This is a genomic window from Microcystis sp. M31BS1 (assembly GCF_020245285.1).
Classification (GTDB): domain Bacteria; phylum Cyanobacteriota; class Cyanobacteriia; order Cyanobacteriales; family Microcystaceae; genus Microcystis; species Microcystis panniformis.
The window spans coordinates 1-17,151 of the sequence record NZ_JADBVE010000349.1; the positions used below are offsets into that span (position 1 = coordinate 1).

13 protein-coding genes and 1 pseudogene are annotated in these 17,151 nt (G+C 45.1%); 12 read left to right on the forward strand and 2 right to left on the reverse strand.

Translation table 11 applies throughout. From position 1 onward, the window contains the following. From IM509_RS19805 to rsgA, 5 genes and pseudogenes are all read left to right on the forward strand, one after another. Nucleotides 1-134 (forward strand): annotated as a pseudogene (locus tag IM509_RS19805) (IS630 family transposase); the annotation flags it as partial. Nucleotides 135-382: 248 nt separating this feature from the next. Next, on the forward strand, nucleotides 383-2,431 hold the full coding sequence (gene dnaK / locus IM509_RS19810) for a molecular chaperone DnaK (RefSeq protein ID WP_185237172.1): 2,049 nt from the start codon (nucleotides 383-385) through the stop codon (nucleotides 2,429-2,431). A 248-nt stretch (nucleotides 2,432-2,679) separates the two neighbouring features. Next, complete coding sequence (dnaJ, locus tag IM509_RS19815) at nucleotides 2,680-3,804, forward strand: molecular chaperone DnaJ (RefSeq protein ID WP_052276571.1); 1,125 nt, start codon at nucleotides 2,680-2,682, stop codon at nucleotides 3,802-3,804. A 199-nt stretch (nucleotides 3,805-4,003) separates the two neighbouring features. Further along, on the forward strand, nucleotides 4,004-4,225 hold the full coding sequence (locus IM509_RS19820) for a sulfurtransferase TusA family protein (RefSeq protein WP_002738399.1): 222 nt from the start codon (nucleotides 4,004-4,006) through the stop codon (nucleotides 4,223-4,225). Next, entirely contained in the window at nucleotides 4,226-5,302 is a 1,077-nt protein-coding gene (rsgA, locus tag IM509_RS19825; protein ID WP_052276570.1) for a small ribosomal subunit biogenesis GTPase RsgA, read from the forward strand. A 137-nt stretch (nucleotides 5,303-5,439) separates the two neighbouring features. Here the strand turns inward: rsgA and IM509_RS19830 are convergent, their stop codons facing one another. Further along, nucleotides 5,440-6,639, reverse strand: coding sequence for an acetate and sugar kinases/Hsc70/actin family protein (locus tag IM509_RS19830; RefSeq protein WP_052276569.1), 1,200 nt, complete (start codon nucleotides 6,637-6,639; stop codon nucleotides 5,440-5,442). 55 nt (nucleotides 6,640-6,694) lie between these two features. Here IM509_RS19830 and IM509_RS19835 point away from each other — a divergent pair, with 55 nt between their 5' ends. The 6 genes from IM509_RS19835 (at nucleotide 6,695) to adhE (ending at nucleotide 15,882) form a co-directional block, all read left to right on the forward strand. Next, complete coding sequence (locus tag IM509_RS19835) at nucleotides 6,695-7,402, forward strand: Crp/Fnr family transcriptional regulator (RefSeq protein ID WP_052276568.1); 708 nt, start codon at nucleotides 6,695-6,697, stop codon at nucleotides 7,400-7,402. A 166-nt stretch (nucleotides 7,403-7,568) separates the two neighbouring features. Beyond that, complete coding sequence (cutA, locus tag IM509_RS19840; protein WP_052276567.1) at nucleotides 7,569-7,907, forward strand: divalent-cation tolerance protein CutA; 339 nt, start codon at nucleotides 7,569-7,571, stop codon at nucleotides 7,905-7,907. A 174-nt stretch (nucleotides 7,908-8,081) separates the two neighbouring features. Then, a complete protein-coding gene (locus IM509_RS19845) occupies nucleotides 8,082-10,787 on the forward strand; it encodes a phycobilisome rod-core linker polypeptide (protein ID WP_072926019.1) in 2,706 nt (901 codons plus the stop codon). A gap of 220 nt (nucleotides 10,788-11,007) precedes the next feature. After that, nucleotides 11,008-12,246, forward strand: coding sequence for an AAA family ATPase (locus tag IM509_RS19850; protein WP_052276566.1), 1,239 nt, complete (start codon nucleotides 11,008-11,010; stop codon nucleotides 12,244-12,246). Next, nucleotides 12,243-12,752 carry a hypothetical protein gene (locus IM509_RS19855; protein ID WP_185237171.1) on the forward strand — a complete coding sequence of 170 codons (510 nt, stop codon included), beginning with the start codon at nucleotides 12,243-12,245 and terminating at the stop codon, nucleotides 12,750-12,752. Before IM509_RS19850 ends, IM509_RS19855 begins: the two co-directional genes overlap by 4 nt. Nucleotides 12,753-13,215: 463 nt before the next feature. Then, complete coding sequence (gene adhE / locus IM509_RS19860) at nucleotides 13,216-15,882, forward strand: bifunctional acetaldehyde-CoA/alcohol dehydrogenase (protein WP_185237170.1); 2,667 nt, start codon at nucleotides 13,216-13,218, stop codon at nucleotides 15,880-15,882. A gap of 190 nt (nucleotides 15,883-16,072) precedes the next feature. Here the strand turns inward: adhE and gloB are convergent, their stop codons facing one another. Further along, nucleotides 16,073-16,846, reverse strand: a complete 774-nt coding sequence (gene gloB, locus IM509_RS19865; RefSeq protein WP_072926024.1) for a hydroxyacylglutathione hydrolase — start codon at nucleotides 16,844-16,846, stop codon at nucleotides 16,073-16,075. Nucleotides 16,847-17,045: 199 nt separating this feature from the next. Here gloB and IM509_RS24410 point away from each other — a divergent pair. Further along, nucleotides 17,046-17,151: transposase family protein (locus IM509_RS24410; RefSeq protein ID WP_242029940.1), on the forward strand; the 106-nt coding region annotated here is incomplete at its 3' end.

Below are 17,151 nucleotides of genomic sequence, written 5' to 3' on the forward strand. Positions count from 1 at the left end.
AGAACTTTTCTGACTTTTCTTCAGCTATTTATGAATGTCTGAATGATGCCCATCTGAAACATAAAAAAGAACTGGATTCCTTGCTGACTCTACGATTTCAGAAGTTTAATAAATCTCAGATTATGAACGTCTAAAGTATACAAAGAATAGAGAGCGAAAGCATCAGCAAAATTACTGGTTGTGGGTTACTCTTGATATATGGTCCAACAAATCGATCTGGGCAGGCTTGCCGACTTTACCAACAAGTTTTGTTAGCCTCGGAGGAAAACTACCGGCTTTCAACTGGGGCAAGATTAGACGGGGTAAAAAGCCCTTTTCTAATTTGGGGACAATTTTTGTCAGCGATTGTATCCTATTAACTATCGTTATTATTTAGAGCGTCATGGGAAAAGTCATCGGCATCGACTTAGGGACAACCAACAGTTGTGTTGCGGTACTCGAAGGAGGTCAGCCGATTATAGTTCCTAACTCGGAAGGGGGAAGGACAACTCCTAGTATCGTGGGATTCGGCAAAGGCCAGCGCCTAGTGGGACAACTGGCCAAACGTCAAGCGGTCACTAATGCCGAAAATACCGTCTATAGCATCAAACGCTTTATCGGTAGGCGCTGGCAAGACACCGAGGTAGAAAGGGGACGAGTTGCCTATCATTGCCAACGCGGTCGCGATGATACCGTCAATATCAAAATTCGCGATCGGGAATTTACCCCCCAAGAAATCTCGGCCATGATCCTGCAAAAATTAAAGGCCGATGCTGAGGCCTATCTGGGAGAACCGATTAACGAGGCCGTGATTACAGTTCCCGCCTATTTTACCGATGCCCAACGTCAGGCCACTAAAGACGCGGGGATAATCGCAGGACTAGAAGTATTAAGAATTATTAACGAACCCACCGCCGCCGCCCTAGCCTACGGTTTAGATAAACAAAACGAAGATCAACATATCCTCGTTTTTGACCTAGGGGGAGGAACCTTCGACGTTTCCATCCTGCAACTGGGGAAGGGAGTCTTTGAAGTGAAAGCCACCGCCGGCAATAACCATCTTGGGGGGGACGATTTTGATAACCTCTTAGTGCGGTGGCTGGTGGAGAACTTTCAAAGCCAAGAAAACATCGATCTGTCCAGCGATCGCATGGCGATCCAAAGACTGCGAGAAGCCGCCGAAAAAGCCAAAATCGAGCTTTCTAGCCTGATTACCACCTCGATCAATCTCCCCTTCATCGCCGCCGACGAAACTGGCCCTAAACACCTAGAATTGGAAATAACTCGCACTAAATTCGAGGAATTAACCAGAGAATTAGTGGGAAAAACCCTGGAACCCGTACAACAGTCCCTCAAAGATAGCGAACTGCAGCCTAGCGATATCAATCGTGTCATTCTCGTGGGCGGTTCCACCAGAATCCCCGCCGTACAGCGATTAATCTCCCGTTTCTTTTCTGCAGGCCAGATCGATCGCTCTGTTAACCCCGATGAGGCCGTTGCTTTGGGGGCAGCGATTCAAGCGGGAGTTTTAGGTGGAGAAGTAGAAGATATCCTCCTCCTCGATGTCACCCCCCTTTCCCTCGGCATTGAAACCCTCGGCGAAGTCTTTACCAAAATTATCGATCGCAATACCACTATCCCCACCAGTAAATCTCAGGTTTTCTCCACCGCTGCCGATGGTCAAACTTCGGTGGAAATTCATGTTCTGCAAGGGGAAAGGGCCATGGCCCGGGATAATAAAACCCTCGGTAAATTTCTCCTGACGGGAATTCCTCCCGCCCCTAGGGGTATGCCACAAATCGAAGTAGCCTTCGAGATCGATGTTAACGGCATCTTGAAAGTGGCCGCCAGCGACCAAGGCACCGGCAAAGAACAAAGCATTTTAATTAGTCATACTGGAGGGCTGAAACCGAACGAAATTGAAAAAATGCGCCTAGAAGCCGAAAAATACGCCGAATTTGATTGCGGTCGTCTGCAAATGATCGATATTCGCCAGCAATGCGATAGTCTTTTCTATAGCTACGAAGTCACCCTCAGGGAAAACAGCGAGTTAGTTGCCCCCGATATCCGGCAACTGGCCGACCAGAAGCGACAACAGTTGGAAATCGCCCTGCGCGACCCTTCCATATCCCCAGAAAAGCTAAAAACCATCCTGGAAGAATTTCGTCAGATTGTCCTCGAAATCGGTACCCGCATCTACAGGGGTAAACAAGAGGACACCCAAATCCTCAACGGTACTGGTTTTGAATCGATCAATGTCACCGAAAAACTGACCCGACCCACCCGCATCCGGACCACTCCCCCCAATATCTTCGCCGACGGGCAAACCTTCTCCCACACTAGAACCAGAACCTATAGTAATCTGGAAACTAAATTCAGCGAATCGGGCAGTGATGATCACCCCTACGATGGCGAAGAAATGAGTGCCAGTGACTACGAGGCCGTAGATTAAAAAGTGATCAGTGACCAGTAATCAGTAATCAGATGTGAGTTTTCAGCTTTTTTCTCCCCTTCTCCCCACACCCCACGCCCCACTTTCTCCCCACTTCCCCACTCCCCCACACCCCACTTCCCCACTCCCCCACTTCCTTACCAAAAAAATAGTAGGGATAACCCAACTAAACTATTATGTATAGTTTGTTAAAGTAACAACTAGACTTAAACTTTATTTATAAATTGCCAGCAGAACCATAGCCCCCTATGCCCACTGATTACTACGAAATTCTAGGTGTCTCGCGAGATGCGGGCAAAGAAGACATCAAACGCGCCTATCGTCGTCTCGCCCGAAAATACCATCCCGATGTTAACAAAGAACCAGGAGCCGAGGAACACTTCAAAGAAATTAACCGCGCCTACGAAATTCTCTCGGAACCGGAAACCCGCAATCGTTATGACCGCTTTGGTGAGGCCGGGGTTTCTGGAGGTGCTGCCGGTTTTGATCCCGACAATATGGGCGGTTTCGCCGATATATTTGAGACAATCTTTAGTGGTTTTGGGGGCATGGGCGGCCAAGCAACGGCCCGCCGACGCACAGGCCCTACCCGGGGCGAGGATCTACGTCTCGATTTTCGACTAAAATTCCGCGAGGCGGTCTTTGGCGGCGAAAAGGAAATCCGCATCCGTCATCTGGAAACCTGTCAAACCTGTAAAGGCAGTGGGGCCAGACCTGGGACCAGTTCTCGTACTTGTACCACTTGCAATGGTGCTGGCCAAGTACGTCGCGCCACCCGTACTCCCTTCGGTACTTTTGCTCAGGTTTCGGTCTGTCCCACCTGTGACGGCGCTGGCGAAGTGATCGAGGAAAAATGCGACGTTTGCGGCGGTTCCGGACGTAAACAGGAAACCAAAAAACTGAAAATTACCATCCCCGCGGGGGTTGACAACGGCATGAAATTGCGCGTTGCCCGGGAAGGTGACGCAGGACTTAAAGGCGGGCCGCCGGGGGATTTATTCGTTTATCTAACCGTGGAAACAGATACAGAATTTCAACGGGAAGGCAATGATATTAAATCGAATATCTCGATTAGTTATATCCAAGCGATTTTAGGATGTACTATTAAAGTTAATACGGTAGATGGCCAAGAAGACCTGACTATCCCTGCCGGTACTCAACCGAACACCGTACTGATTTTAGAAAATAAGGGGGTTCCTAAATTAGGCAATCCCGTCAGTCGCGGTGATCATCGCATTACCGTTAAAATCTCGATTCCTACCCGTGTCACCGGAGAAGAACGGGATTTACTGGAAAAATTAGCAAAAGTTCGCGGGGAAACCGTGGGGAAAGGCGGCATCGAGGGATTTTTAGGTAATATCTTCCATAAATAGGGCAGGCTGAATAAATCTAAAAATCTTGTCGGTTAACGGAGGCAGGGGGCGGTCGGCGGTCGGCAGGAGTCAGTATTCAGGAGTCAGGAGATAGGAGATTATTTTATTTATTCTCCCCACACCCCACACCCCACACCCCACACCCCACACCCCACACCCTGCCCCTAGGAGAAACTTTTTCAGCAAACCCTAAATAATTATGACTTTAGACCTGCGCGGCACTCCCTGCCCAATTAATTTTGTCCGGACAAAATTGCAATTAGAGAAAATGACCGCCGGGGAACGGTTGGAAGTCTGGTTAGATGCCGGGGAACCGATCGAACAGGTTCCCACTAGCCTGACAGTGGAGGGTTATCAGATAGAATCGATCGAGGACCGAGATAGCTTTTTTGTTCTCAAAGTCTATCGTCCCGATTCCTAAATGGTAGATGCACAATTAACCGATTTATACGGTACAGTGGTGGCCGTACAGGCGAATTTCTATCAGGTACGCTTGGATTCTGCCGTTATGGGCGAGAATCTTCTCTGTACCCGTCGCGCTCGCTTGCAAAAAATTGGTCAATCGGTGATGGTTGGTGATCGGGTGCGTGTGGAGGAAGCCAATTTTGATGATCGGCAGGGTGCGATCGCAGAAGTCCTCCCCCGCAGTACCGAGATCGATCGGCCGGCCGTTGCTAATATCGAGCAGATTTTGCTAGTTTTTGCCCTTGCTGAACCCGTCCTCGATCCTTGGCTGATCAGTCGTTTTTTGGTGAAAGCCGAGTCCACAGGCTTAGAAATTGCCGTCTGTGTCAATAAAATTGATCTGGGGGAACCCGAACAAATAGATTTCTGGGGCGATCGCCTAGCTGCTTGGGGATACCGGCCTTTTTTTGTCAGTGTCGAGAAAAATCGGGGATTTGAGGCTTTATTGGCACAATTAAACCATAAAATCACTCTCTTGGCCGGTCCTTCGGGGGTGGGAAAATCGAGTTTAATTAATTGCCTAATTCCTGAGATTAACCAACGGGTGGGGGATGTGTCGGGAAAACTGCAAAAAGGTCGTCACACTACCCGTCATGTGCAGTTATTTGCTTTACCAAATCGGGGTTTATTGGCCGATAGTCCGGGTTTTAACCAACCTGATCTTAACTGTTTACCGGAACAATTAACTTTTTATTTTCCGGAAGTGAGACAGCGTTTAGCTTTAGGAAATTGTCAATTTAATGATTGTACTCACCGTCGGGAACCTAACTGTGTGGTGAGGGGAGATTGGGAACGTTACCAACATTATTTAGAGTTTTTAGAAGAAGCGATCGCACGAGAACAGTCATTACAGAAAACTAGCACAAAAGAGTCAAGTTTAAAGTTAAAAATTAAAGAAGCAGGTCAAGAAACCTACGAACCCAAGTTAGCCAATAAAAAATACCGTCGTCCTTCCCGTCGCGGCAAAAATCAAGATCAGGAACGCTACGAAAATAAAACTCTCCAAGATATTTATAATGACGATTCTGAATAGAATGGGTTCAGTTGGGTTTACGGCAGTTATCTTAATGGTGAGATACGAAGTTTTCCTTTTAGTATTCCCCACAATTACCCTAAAAATTCTATTCACACCTAAATTTTGACTTTTGACTGATGCTGAAGTTGATGTTTTTAAGCATTATTGACCTTCTCACCTCTAAGAGCCGAAAATAAACAGAGACGACCCAAACCTAAGATTGCTGGTGAGAAGGTTTCTTGACTGGGGGACTCTAGATTGCAACCAGCAAATTCTTGCTGTATTTCTGTTAGAAAATAGGGCCAAATGGTTAAGAAAAAATTACCGCTAAAAATTATTTGATCGATGTCTTCAAGACTTTTTTGCTGTTTTTCTAACAAATCATTAATTTTTTGTCTTAAATTATCTAGATATGGTATAATGACCTTCTTATTTAAATCGCTGCGACTGACCGTCCAAGTATGACCGGCTAGAGAGGAGGTAAATTCGCTTTCTTCTTGCAGGATTAATTTGGTTAATCTAGCGGCTGCCAGTAAAGATTTTTTTAAGGGATTAGTATCGGTGAGATCGGAGCGGGAAAGAGGCAAAAAAGAACGCCAGAGAGGATAAATTAACTGAGAGAGTATGGCTCGTTCATAGGTGTTTTCCCCGTAGTTAAAATGGCTCAGAGCGATCGCTTGACGGGATAAAGAGCGAGTTTGCGGCGGGACTTCCAGCAGTGCTAAAGTGGTAGTCTCTCGTTTACCTTCGATCACCAGTAGGGTTTGGGTTTGGGGTTGGTCGCTAGTGGGAATATGGGCCAGAGCAGTAGCGATCGCTGTTTCTAGACTAGATAGGCGATCGGGGGGTATTAGTTGCGCGCTGAGAAGGGCTTTTTTCAGGTCATCCGTGGAGGTTTCCCCATCGTCGGTGATAATGATAGCTTCTAATCGCTCTAAGGCTTCCCAGAGCCAAGAATCGGTGCTAAAATCCCGATGAGATAGCCAACTAATTAGATATTCGTCCACCTGGGAGCAGGGTAAGCGATCGCTTGTTCCCGTTGCCAGACTCCAAGAAAGAGGATAAAAATCGATTAATCCTTGGCTTTCCCGAAAAAAGACGATTTTCACCCCCTCTGGTTGCACCTCCATTCCCAGGGACCAACGGGCAACTTCAGGGGTTGGAGCGGGCAACAATAAGGGAGAAAGCATCACTCTGGCCGATTCTAAATGTTGACGAGTGGCGATAATTGTCTCGGAAGTAACTTCTTGCGGGTTAACTAGAGACGAAATCACCCCAGAAAGAATCCGATCGATCTCGGTCAGTAGGGAGGAAAAATCCTGTTTATCGGTCACTGGATCATTAAAAATACCCACAACTTTCCATTGTAGAATCACCTGCCTAAAACGAACAAAATTTAAATATTAAACCATGGAAGAAAAACGCTATCCTGCGGAAAAATCAGCAGAGATTCAAAAATTATTGGATACAGCCACCTTATTGGTCGGTTTGCCCCCTGAAACCCTCGATCAAGTTACTTCTCATGCTGTCACCCGAACTCATCCTGCTAATCGGGCGATTTTATTAGAAAATGATTGGGGTGGTTCGGTTTACTTTATTCTGGATGGTTGGGTGAAAATTCGTACTTACGATAGGTCGGGTAAAGAAGTCACCTTAAATATCGTCGGTAAAGGGGAAATAGTCGGAGAAATGGCCGCTTTAGACAAATCTACCCGCTCCAGCGATGCTATCACCTTAACCACGGCCACAATTAGCAGTATTCCCGCCCAAGATTTTGTTAATCTGCTCAAATCGGAACCTTTAGCGGGAATTCGTCTTTCTCAGTTAATGGCCAAGCGTTTGCGTCAACTTAACCGGCGTTTACGTTTGCGCGAGGCCGATAGTCTCTCCAGAGTGGCCGATACTTTACTCTTTTTAGCCGAAGGTCAAGGAGAAAAAAGCGGTCAGGGTGCGATAATTCCTAATCTACCTCACCGGGAGTTGAGTAGTATTAGTGGACTTGCCCGGGAAACTGTGACCCGCTCCTTGACCAAATTGCAGAAAAAAGGCCTGATTCAACGACAGCAGGAATCTCTCTGTATTCCCGATCTGGCCGCTTTAGAAAAAGCGATCGCCTAAATTCAGTTATCAGTTATCAGTTATCAGTTATCAGTTATCAGTGATCAGTGATCAGTGATCAGTTATCGGTTATCATACTAAATCCGGTTATTAAAGACTGATTATCTATTCCTCCTTTTGCATGAGTGCCTATCTTCACTAGGAAATTTATTTTGCACGACTACTTATGACTGAAAAATTAACCGGTTTTGGAGTGGTGCTGGTGACAACGGCCAGCGAAACGGAAGCGGAAAACTTAGCGATCGCCTTACTTAACGATCGCCTAGCCGCTTGTGTCAGTATTTACCCGATGCGTTCCATTTATCGTTGGCAGGGACAGATTGAAAACGAGAGCGAATGGCAATTAGTGATCAAAACCGATTTAAAGCAGTTTGAGCAGTTATCGGCGAAGATACAGGAACTTCATAGCTATGCCGTCCCAGAAATCATCGCTTTACCGATTGTGGCGGGTTCACAGACCTATTTAGACTGGTTAGCCTCCCATACAGGTGGGGTGTCAGAATAGACCAATCGGCAACTTGAGCGAAAAAAATCTATATAATTCTTAATAAACTATCTCAGGAAGCGCAAAAAGTTTTAATCTAGATGCTGATTAAATTTTTAAACATCTGGTTTTAAGACCGATCGCCTCCACGATTGGAGAACTCAGCACATCGTCAAGGGAGATAGTTAAAATCCAATGAGTCTTAAGGCAAGCGGTGGCAGCTCCTTAGCGCGTCCCCAACTCTATCAAACCGTCCCAGTATCTGCCATTACCCAAGCAGAACAACAAGACCGCTTTCTCGATAAACCCGAACTCAACGAACTGATCGCCTACTTCCAATCGGGGAGCAAGCGTTTAGATATTGCCCAAACGCTCACCCGGAACTCCGATCTGATCGTCTCGCGGGCAGCTAACCGGATTTTTACCGGTGGTTCACCCATGGCCTATCTAGAAAAACCCCCCGTGGAAGAATTGGCCCTGGTGGGTGCGGGTAAAGTTATCAACGTCCAGGAAGGGATGAAATTAGGAACCGTTACCTACGCTGAAAGCGGGTCTGGTGGCGGTAGTGGCATCCTCGGTGGCTTAAAGGGGATTTTCGCCTCTAGCGGCCCGATTCCCCCCGGATTCCGACCGATTAACGTCTCTCGTTACGGTCCGAGCAATATGCAGAAGTCCCTCCGGGATTTATCCTGGTTCCTGCGTTATATTACCTATGCGATCGTGGCTGGTGATACCAGTATCCTGATCGTTAATACCCGCGGTTTAAGGGAAGTTCTCGAAAATGCCTGTTCTATTGATGCCACCATCGTGGCCCTACAGGAAATGCGGGCCGCTTCGATCGAGTATTTCCAGAGAGACAAGGATGCGGCCACTTTAATCAGTGACTATTTCAATATCCTACTAGGGGAATTAAAAGCCCCCACCCCCTCTAATAAACTGCGTCAGCGTCCCAGTAGTGACCAACAGGGTTTAAGTCTTCCCCAAAGCTACTACAATGGTGCCGAAAAACGGCAAAAGTTTGTCATGAAAACCGGTTTATCGGAGTCGGAAAAATCTTCGATTATCAAGGCTGCCTACAGACAAATTTTTGAACGGGACATCACCCGCGCCTATAGTCAGTCCATTTCTGACCTAGAATCGAAGGTGAAAAACGGCGACATCTCGATGAAAGAATTCGTCCGTCGTCTCGGTAAATCGCCTCTCTATCGTAAACAGTTCTTTGAACCTTTTATCAATAGTCGCGCCCTAGAATTGGCTTTCCGTCATTTCCTCGGTCGCGGTCCTTCCTCCCGGGAAGAAGTGCAGAAATACTTCTCGATCGTCTCTAGCGGCGGTTTAGCGGCCTTAATCGATGCTTTAGTCGATTCTCAGGAGTATTCTGACTATTTCGGCGAAGAAACCGTTCCCTATCTCCGTGGTTTGGGTGCAGAAGCGCAGGAATGTCGTAACTGGGGGATGCAGATTGACCTGTTTAACTACAGCGCACCTTTCCGCAAAGTTCCCCAATTTATCACCACCTTTGCTAAATACGATCGCCCCTTACCGGATCAGCACGTTTACGGTTCTGGAAATGACCCCCTAGAAATCCAATTTGGGGCAATTTTCCCGAAAGAAACCCGGGAACCTAGTTCTAGTCCCGCTCCCTTTGGTAAAGATAGCAAACGTATCCTCATCCACCGCGGACCTGCCACTAATAACCAAAATAGCAACCCCGGCGCCCGAGGTGAATTCCCCGGTACTTTGGGACCGAAAGTTTTCCGTCTCAATAACGAGTTACCCGGTTCTAGCAATGGGGTGAGCGTTAAATTTGGCGAAAGTTCCACCCAAAGAGTGATTTTAGCGGCTTATCGTCAGGTTTTCGGTCGAATGCCCTACGAAGGTCAGCGTTTATCCGTGGCCGAGATTAAGTTGGAAAATGGCGATATTACTCTGCGCGAGTTTATCAAAACCCTAGCTAAATCCGAGACTTTCCGGAAAATCTACTGGACTCCTCTCTATGTGGTAAAAGCGATCGAATATATTCACCGTCGTCTGCTCGGTCGTCCCACCTACGGTCGTCAGGAAATGAATCAATACTTCGATATCTGCTCGAAAAAAGGCTTCTATGCTTTAATCGATGCCATTATCGATAGTCCTGAATATACGGAAGCTTTTGGCGAAGATACGGTTCCCTACGAGCGCTATCTAACTCCCCAAGGGATGCAGTTACGGATGGTGCGTTTGGGCAATCTCCGCGAAGATATCGGCCAAAGAGTTGATAAAGAGGAAACCCCCCGCTTTATTGAATTGGGTACACCTTCGATCTCGATTCGCACTGAACCCGATATTCAATCTCGTGTCGGTCAAGGTGTCACGGTTCAACGGGAACAAACTAAGGTCTTTAAACTGTTAACTAATCTCGATAAAGTTGCCGTACAAAATACTGTTCGTGCTGCCTATCGTCAGATTTTTGAACGGGATCTCGAACCCTATATCATCAATGCCGAATTTACCGCTTTAGAGAGTAAATTAAGCAATGCTGAGATCACGGTGAAAGAGTTTATTGAGGGTTTAGGTGGTTCGGATCTTTACCTGAAAGAATTCTATGCTCCCTATCCGAATACGAAAGTAATTGAATTGGGAACCAAGCACTTCTTAGGTCGCGCTCCCTTGAATCAAAAAGAAATCCAGAAATATAACCAAATTCTGGCAACTCAGGGATTAAAGGCCTTTATTGGTGCCATGGTTAATAGCATGGAATACCTACAATTATTTGGTGAAGATACGGTTCCCTATCGTCGTTTCCCGACTCTACCAGCTGCTAATTTCCCCAATACGGAACGGTTATACAATAAGCTGACTAAACAGGACAGTGAACTGGTTGTTCCCAGTTTTAAACCGGTAGTTAAGGTCGGTGGCTAATTAGTCCTTGAAGTTAGTTAATTTAGCTCGTGTTAAACACGAGCTTTTTTCGGGACAAATTACTGGCCAAAATTTATTAAGTAGGGAGGCACAATTATTTGTAGGATGGGTTAGCGGTAGCGTAACATGAGCAGGTGTTGGGTTTCATGCTTCAACCCAACCTACGTTCATCTTATATTTAATTCCACCCACCCACTTATCGTCAATCAAGGGGATAACAATGAGCCAAATTAAAGTTAAAAACTTCGGTCCAATTAAGGCGGGTTTACTAGAAAATGATGGTTTTATCGACGTTCGGAAAGTAACGATTTTTATCGGTAATCAAGGAACTGGAAAAAGTAGCATTGCTAAATTAATATCAACATTAAGCTGGTTGGAAAAAGCTCTATATCGTGGGGATTTAGAGGAAAAATATGTGACTAAATATAATCGTTTTGTTAAATCTTTTTGTCAATACCAAAATTTAACCAATTACTTTTTACCCGAAACCCAAATTGAATACAATGGAGATGTTTATCGAATTAGTTTTGAAAATGCTAAATTATCGATCGAGCGTACTGATAATCCAAAGTATCGAGTACCAAAAATTATGTATGTACCAGCAGAGCGAAACTTTTTGAGTGCAGTAAGATGGCCAGAAAAACTCAAAGGACTGCCAGAATCATTATATACTTTCTGGGAAGAATTGGATCGCTCACAACAGGAATTATCTGGCAGTTTGACTTTGCCAGTAGGTGAGGTTAAATTGGAATTTGATAAACTTAATAGACTGGCAAAGATTGTGGGTAGTGATTATCAACTAAATCTATCAGAAGCTTCCAGTGGTTTTCAGTCTTTTGTTCCTTTATTTCTCGTTTCTCGAAATATTGCTTTATCGATCAATCGAACTCAAGAAAATTCCCGCAATGAACTCAGTGGAGAGGAGCAAAAAAGATTAAAAATGGAAATCGAGAAAATTATCTCTAATGATAATCTTTCCGATGACCTAAAAAGGGCAGCACTAGAAGTGTTATCTTCTAAATACCGCAATGAGTGTTTTGTAAATATTGTGGAAGAAATCGAGCAGAATCTATTTCCCCAATCTCAGAAAAAGATTTTATATAAATTATTTGAATTTGCCAATTTAACCCAGGGAAATAAACTAATTTTAACTACTCATAGTCCTTATATTATCAACGATCTAACCCTAGCTATCAAAGCGGATAAAGTTATCAAAAAAATCCTATCATCAGCGATTTATAACGCCGATTATCTCCAAGAAAAGCTCAACCAAATTGTCCCGAAAGCCTCTTGTATAGCGGCAGAAGATGCTATTGTATATGAATTAACAGAGCAAGGAGAAATCCGAGAACTTGCTACATATAATGGTTTACCTTCTGATGAAAATTATCTCAATCTTTCCCTGGGAGAGACAAATCAGCTTTTTGATGATTTACTAGAAATCGAAGAACAGTTATGAAGATAAATTTCTTTGATAAAAAATGTCAGAGTCAAACCCATCGGCATAAATTTGGAATTTGTGATCAGCCACCTCCCCCAGAAACTCCCGCTTATTTAGATACAGAAAATCCCAGTGATTGGATTGCTATTGTGGAAAACTCTCAAGAAATTGAAGTGACATTTACCGCTATTGATAAATGTATTGAAATTAGAAAAGTCGATGGTAGTGGTATGGATAAACGCTGTGATGGAATGCTGACCTATGCTAATTGTTTGATTTTTGTAGAATTAAAAGAACGAAAGGGGAAAAATTCGGGGTGGGTAGGAGACGGAGAAGAGCAACTAAGAAACACAATTCGGGTATTTATTGAAAATCATGGTATAGAGGATTATTCGTCTAGAAAAGCCTACATTGCTAATAACAAAAAGCCTAACTTTCAGACTTCACAACAGGAGAGGATGGAAAAATTTCGCCAAGAAACTGGGTTTAGATTAATTATTCAAAATATCATCAAAATTGAGTGATTTAATTCTCTTTGATTCGGTGGCTCTGAAGATATTTATTTTCTAGAGTTTAGAGATATCCTAGTTTGATGTTGAATCTCACCCTGAATCCGTTGCCAAGCTGTGATCAACTTTAAACTTTTCACTCAAGGAGCGCGGAATAGAACCAGCTTCTCGAACACGGCTTGAATTTCTGGTAACTTGATCATTGAGTCTCTGTCCTCAAACTTTTTCTAGGTACTGGTCAATCATAATTTATACTAAATCCAGTTATTAAAAACTGATTATTTATTCTCCCCTTTGCATGAGTGCCTCTTGCATGAGTGCCTGTCCTGATATGTCACCTATGCTCAATGGATTTAGAATTAGTATCCTATAATACCAATGCTTAGGAAACTATAAAGAAAATCCCAAGATTAAGTGAATCCCTTGCCGAAAAACGCTATAAGAAAATAAAATGTCTAATTTCATCCACAAAATTGTTATGACAGTTACCAATAGACAAGAGCTAGAAGAACTGATACAACAGGTAAAAAAAGCTCAACAACAATTTGCCAACTATAGCCAAGAACAAGTAGATCTTATCTTCAAAAAAGCGGCATTAGCAGCCAACAACGCTCGCATTCCCTTGGCTAAAATGGCCGTACAAGAGACAGAGATGGGGGTAATAGAGGATAAAGTGATTAAAAACCATTTTGCCTCAGAAATCATCTACAACAAATATAAACACAGCAAAACCTGCGGCATTATCGAAGAAGATAAATCCTTTGGATTGCAAAAAATCGCCGAACCCGTGGGCATTTTAGCGGGGATCGTACCCACCACAAATCCCACCTCCACAGCCATTTTTAAAGCCCTAATTGCCCTGAAAACCCGTAACGGCATCATTTTTTCCCCCCATCCGCGAGCCAAAGACTGCACGATCGCGGCGGCCAAAATTGTCTTGGAAGCGGCCGTGAAAGCGGGCGCACCGGCCGGTATTATTGGTTGGATCGATCAGCCATCGGTGGAACTTTCCCAAGCATTAATGCAACATCCCAGCATTAATTTAATCCTCGCTACCGGCGGTCCTGGTATGGTAAAAGCGGCCTATTCTTCGGGAAGACCTTCCCTAGGAGTTGGTGCCGGCAATACCCCCGCTTTAATTGACGAAACCGCTCACATAAAAATGGCTGTTTCCTCGATTATTCTCAGTAAAACCTTCGATAATGGCATGATTTGCGCCTCCGAACAATCGGTAATCGTTGTCGATAGCATCTATGAAGAAGTTCGACAGGAATTTATTGATCGCGGGTCCTATCTTCTTTCCCCTGAAGAAAGGGAAAAAGTCGTCAGGATTCTCCTAAAAGATGGTCATATTAACCCCGATATCGTTGGGCAACCGGTGGGAAAATTAGCCGTTATGGCTGGAATTTTTGTTCCCGAAGATACACGCTTACTAATCGGAGAAGTGGAAAATATTGGCTTAGAGGAACCATTTTCCTACGAAAAACTCTCGCCAATTTTAGCTATGTACCGAGCGAAAGACTTTGAAGATGGGGTGAAAAAAGCCGAAAAACTGGTCTTATTTGCCGGTCGAGGTCATACGGCCGTGCTTTATACCGCACCCTCAAATCGGGAACATATTAAACGCTTTGAAGACAACGTAGAAACGGCCCGGGTATTAATTAATACCCCTTCCTCCCAAGGTGCGATCGGTGATATCTATAACTTCCGTCTCGATCCTAGTTTAACCCTCGGTTGTGGCACTTGGGGCGGTAATTCCATCAGCGAAAACGTCGAACCTACCCACCTATTAAATATTAAAACCGTGGCCGAGCGCCGGGAAAATATGCTTTGGTTCCGAGTACCACCAAAAGTATATTTTAAATACGGGTCATTACCGGTCGCTATTCGGGAATTAGCCGGCAAAAAACGGGCCTTTATTGTCACCGATAAACCTCTTTTTGACCTAGGAGTTACCGCACCTTTAGAGGAAGTTTTAGAAGAAATCGGCATCACGATTAATATCTTTTATGATGTGGAACCCGATCCTTCCCTAGAAACCGTCGAACGGGGGTTAAATGTCATTAATACCTTCAATCCCGATGTGATTATCGCTATCGGTGGTGGTTCCCCCATGGATGCCGCTAAAATCATGTGGCTACTCTACGAGCATCCAGAGATAGAATTCGAGAGCTTGGCGATGCGTTTTATGGATATCCGCAAACGAGTCTATGAATTGCCCCCTTTAGGCGAAAAAGCTCTGATGGTTTGTATTCCCACCACTTCGGGAACAGGATCGGAAGTGACTCCCTTCGCCGTCGTGACCGATCGCCGTAATAATATTAAGTATCCTTTGGCAGATTATGCCCTAACTCCCAGCATGGCAATTGTTGATCCGGAATTAGTGCTGAATATGCCGAAAAAATTAACAGCCTACGGCGGAATTGACGCTTTAACTCACGCTCTTGAGTCCTACGTCTCGGTTTTAGCCTCAGAATATACTAACGCTCTTGCTCAAGATGCCATCCGACTGCTGTTTAAATACTTGCCCAGTTCCTATCATAACGGAGCTAAAGACCCGAAAGCGCGGGAGAAAGTCCATTACGCGGCGACAATGGCAGGAATGGCCTTCGCTAATGGCTTTTTAGGCATCTGTCACTCCATGGCCCACCAATTGGGGGCAATTTTCCACATTCCCCACGGTCTGGCCAATGCCTTGATGATTTCCCACGTCATCCTCTATAATGCCACCGATGCCCCCTTTAAACAGGCCACCTTCTCTCAGTACAAATATCCTAACGTAAAATGGCGCTATGCCAGGATCGCCCATTCCCTGGGACTGGGAGGAGAAAGCGAGACCGAAAGTGTGGAAAGATTAGTATTAGCGATCGAATGTCTAAAACGGGAAATCGGTATTCCGGCCAGTATTAAAGAGGTAATTCCCGAAAGTGAAGCCGAATTTATGGCCAAATTAGACCATTTAGCCGAACAAGCTTTCGATGATCAGTGTACCGGAGCCAATCCCCGTTATCCCCTGATCGAGGACTTAAAAACCCTGTTAATCCAAGCTTATCACGGCAATTTGCCCCTAGAGGTGGCGGTAAATGGTCACGGTGATGTCAGTCTTGCCGATTTGAAGTTAGATCCGCAACCCTTGAGCTTGTAGAGATAGATTTTGCCTTTGATCCCCCCTACCCCCTAGTAGGGATGATTCATGAATCAACCCTACAAATCAACCCTACCCCCCTTAATCAGGGGATATCCCCCCTACCCCCCTTAATCAGGGGATATCCCCCCTACCCCCCTTATTAAGGGGGGTTTTGACAGTTTTTAACACCTACCTACTTAGCTACCAGTTAAAAATTATCTTTTTTCCCCCGCAGCCGTGCAAACACTTGTACTGGTTCGTTGCTATCCATGGTCATTGCCAAAGCGGGACTATCCCAACGCAAAAAAGGATTAGTCAGCTTTTCCGTCCCCAAAATTGCTGGAATCGTGGGAAGATCTTGGGCGCGATTTTTCTCCACTTCCCGATAACGCTGTTGCAGAGCAGCATTATTAGGGTCAACTGTCAAGGCAAACTTTAAATTATTTAACGTATATTCGTGAGCGCACCAAACCCTAGTCTGGTCAGGCAGCGATCGCAATTTAGTTAAAGAAGCCACCATTTGCCCCGGTGTTCCCTCAAATAAACGACCACAACCCCCCGAAAACAGGGTATCACCACAGAATAACTCGCCGTAATCTCCGGGGTTAACTGGGGGAAAATAGTAGGCAATATGAGCGCGAGTGTGGCCGGGGACAAAGAAAACCTCGGCCGAGCGACCGGCAAATTCCACCCGATCCCCCTCCGCTAAAAACAGCTGCTGCCCCGGAATGCGACCGCGATCCTCCTTTCCCCCATAAACACAAAGATGGGGATAACGATTAATTAAAGCCTGATTAGCCCCCACATGGTCGCCGTGGTGATGGGTATTGAAAATAGCGACTAAATCCACCTGTAAAGCCTCCAATCGCCTGAAAACGGGTTCAGGTTCCGCCGGATCCACCACGGCTGCGATTTTTTGCGCTCGATCGTAGAGGAGGAAAATATAATTATCGGAAAGGGCGTTAAGACGTTCGATCTCCATGGTAGAATCTTGATGCTCAGGTTTAACTCGATCATTTGACATCCTCGCCGGCGTAAAACGGACGGCGATTCCTCACCACGCCACTTTTTTAGGGTGGTCGCGTCAACGTAGGGCTATTTCATTCTCCCATCAGAATATCAAAAGTAAAAGCGATCACTGTCTTTGTAAAATGAGAAGTGACCGCCAACCTTTTAAATATATGTTGAGCTTAATAGAAAAACTGAAACAAGTCAAGGACTTTCGGAAAGATCAAGGAAAAAGACACCCTTTATGGATAGTATTAGTAGTAATAATACTGGGAACAA

Coding starts and splice junctions, on each gene's coding strand:
- IM509_RS19835 (WP_052276568.1), top strand. CDS start 6,695: ATGGAAGAAAAACGCTATCCTGCGGAAAAATCAGCAGAGATTCAAAAA.
- rsgA (WP_052276570.1), top strand. CDS start 4,226: ATGGTAGATGCACAATTAACCGATTTATACGGTACAGTGGTGGCCGTA.
- IM509_RS19820 (WP_002738399.1), top strand. CDS start 4,004: ATGACTTTAGACCTGCGCGGCACTCCCTGCCCAATTAATTTTGTCCGG.
- IM509_RS19855 (WP_185237171.1), top strand. CDS start 12,243: ATGAAGATAAATTTCTTTGATAAAAAATGTCAGAGTCAAACCCATCGG.
- IM509_RS19850 (WP_052276566.1), top strand. CDS start 11,008: ATGAGCCAAATTAAAGTTAAAAACTTCGGTCCAATTAAGGCGGGTTTA.
- cutA (WP_052276567.1), top strand. CDS start 7,569: ATGACTGAAAAATTAACCGGTTTTGGAGTGGTGCTGGTGACAACGGCC.
- dnaK (WP_185237172.1), top strand. CDS start 383: ATGGGAAAAGTCATCGGCATCGACTTAGGGACAACCAACAGTTGTGTT.
- gloB (WP_072926024.1), bottom strand. CDS start 16,846: ATGGAGATCGAACGTCTTAACGCCCTTTCCGATAATTATATTTTCCTC.
- dnaJ (WP_052276571.1), top strand. CDS start 2,680: ATGCCCACTGATTACTACGAAATTCTAGGTGTCTCGCGAGATGCGGGC.
- IM509_RS19845 (WP_072926019.1), top strand. CDS start 8,082: ATGAGTCTTAAGGCAAGCGGTGGCAGCTCCTTAGCGCGTCCCCAACTC.
- adhE (WP_185237170.1), top strand. CDS start 13,216: ATGACAGTTACCAATAGACAAGAGCTAGAAGAACTGATACAACAGGTA.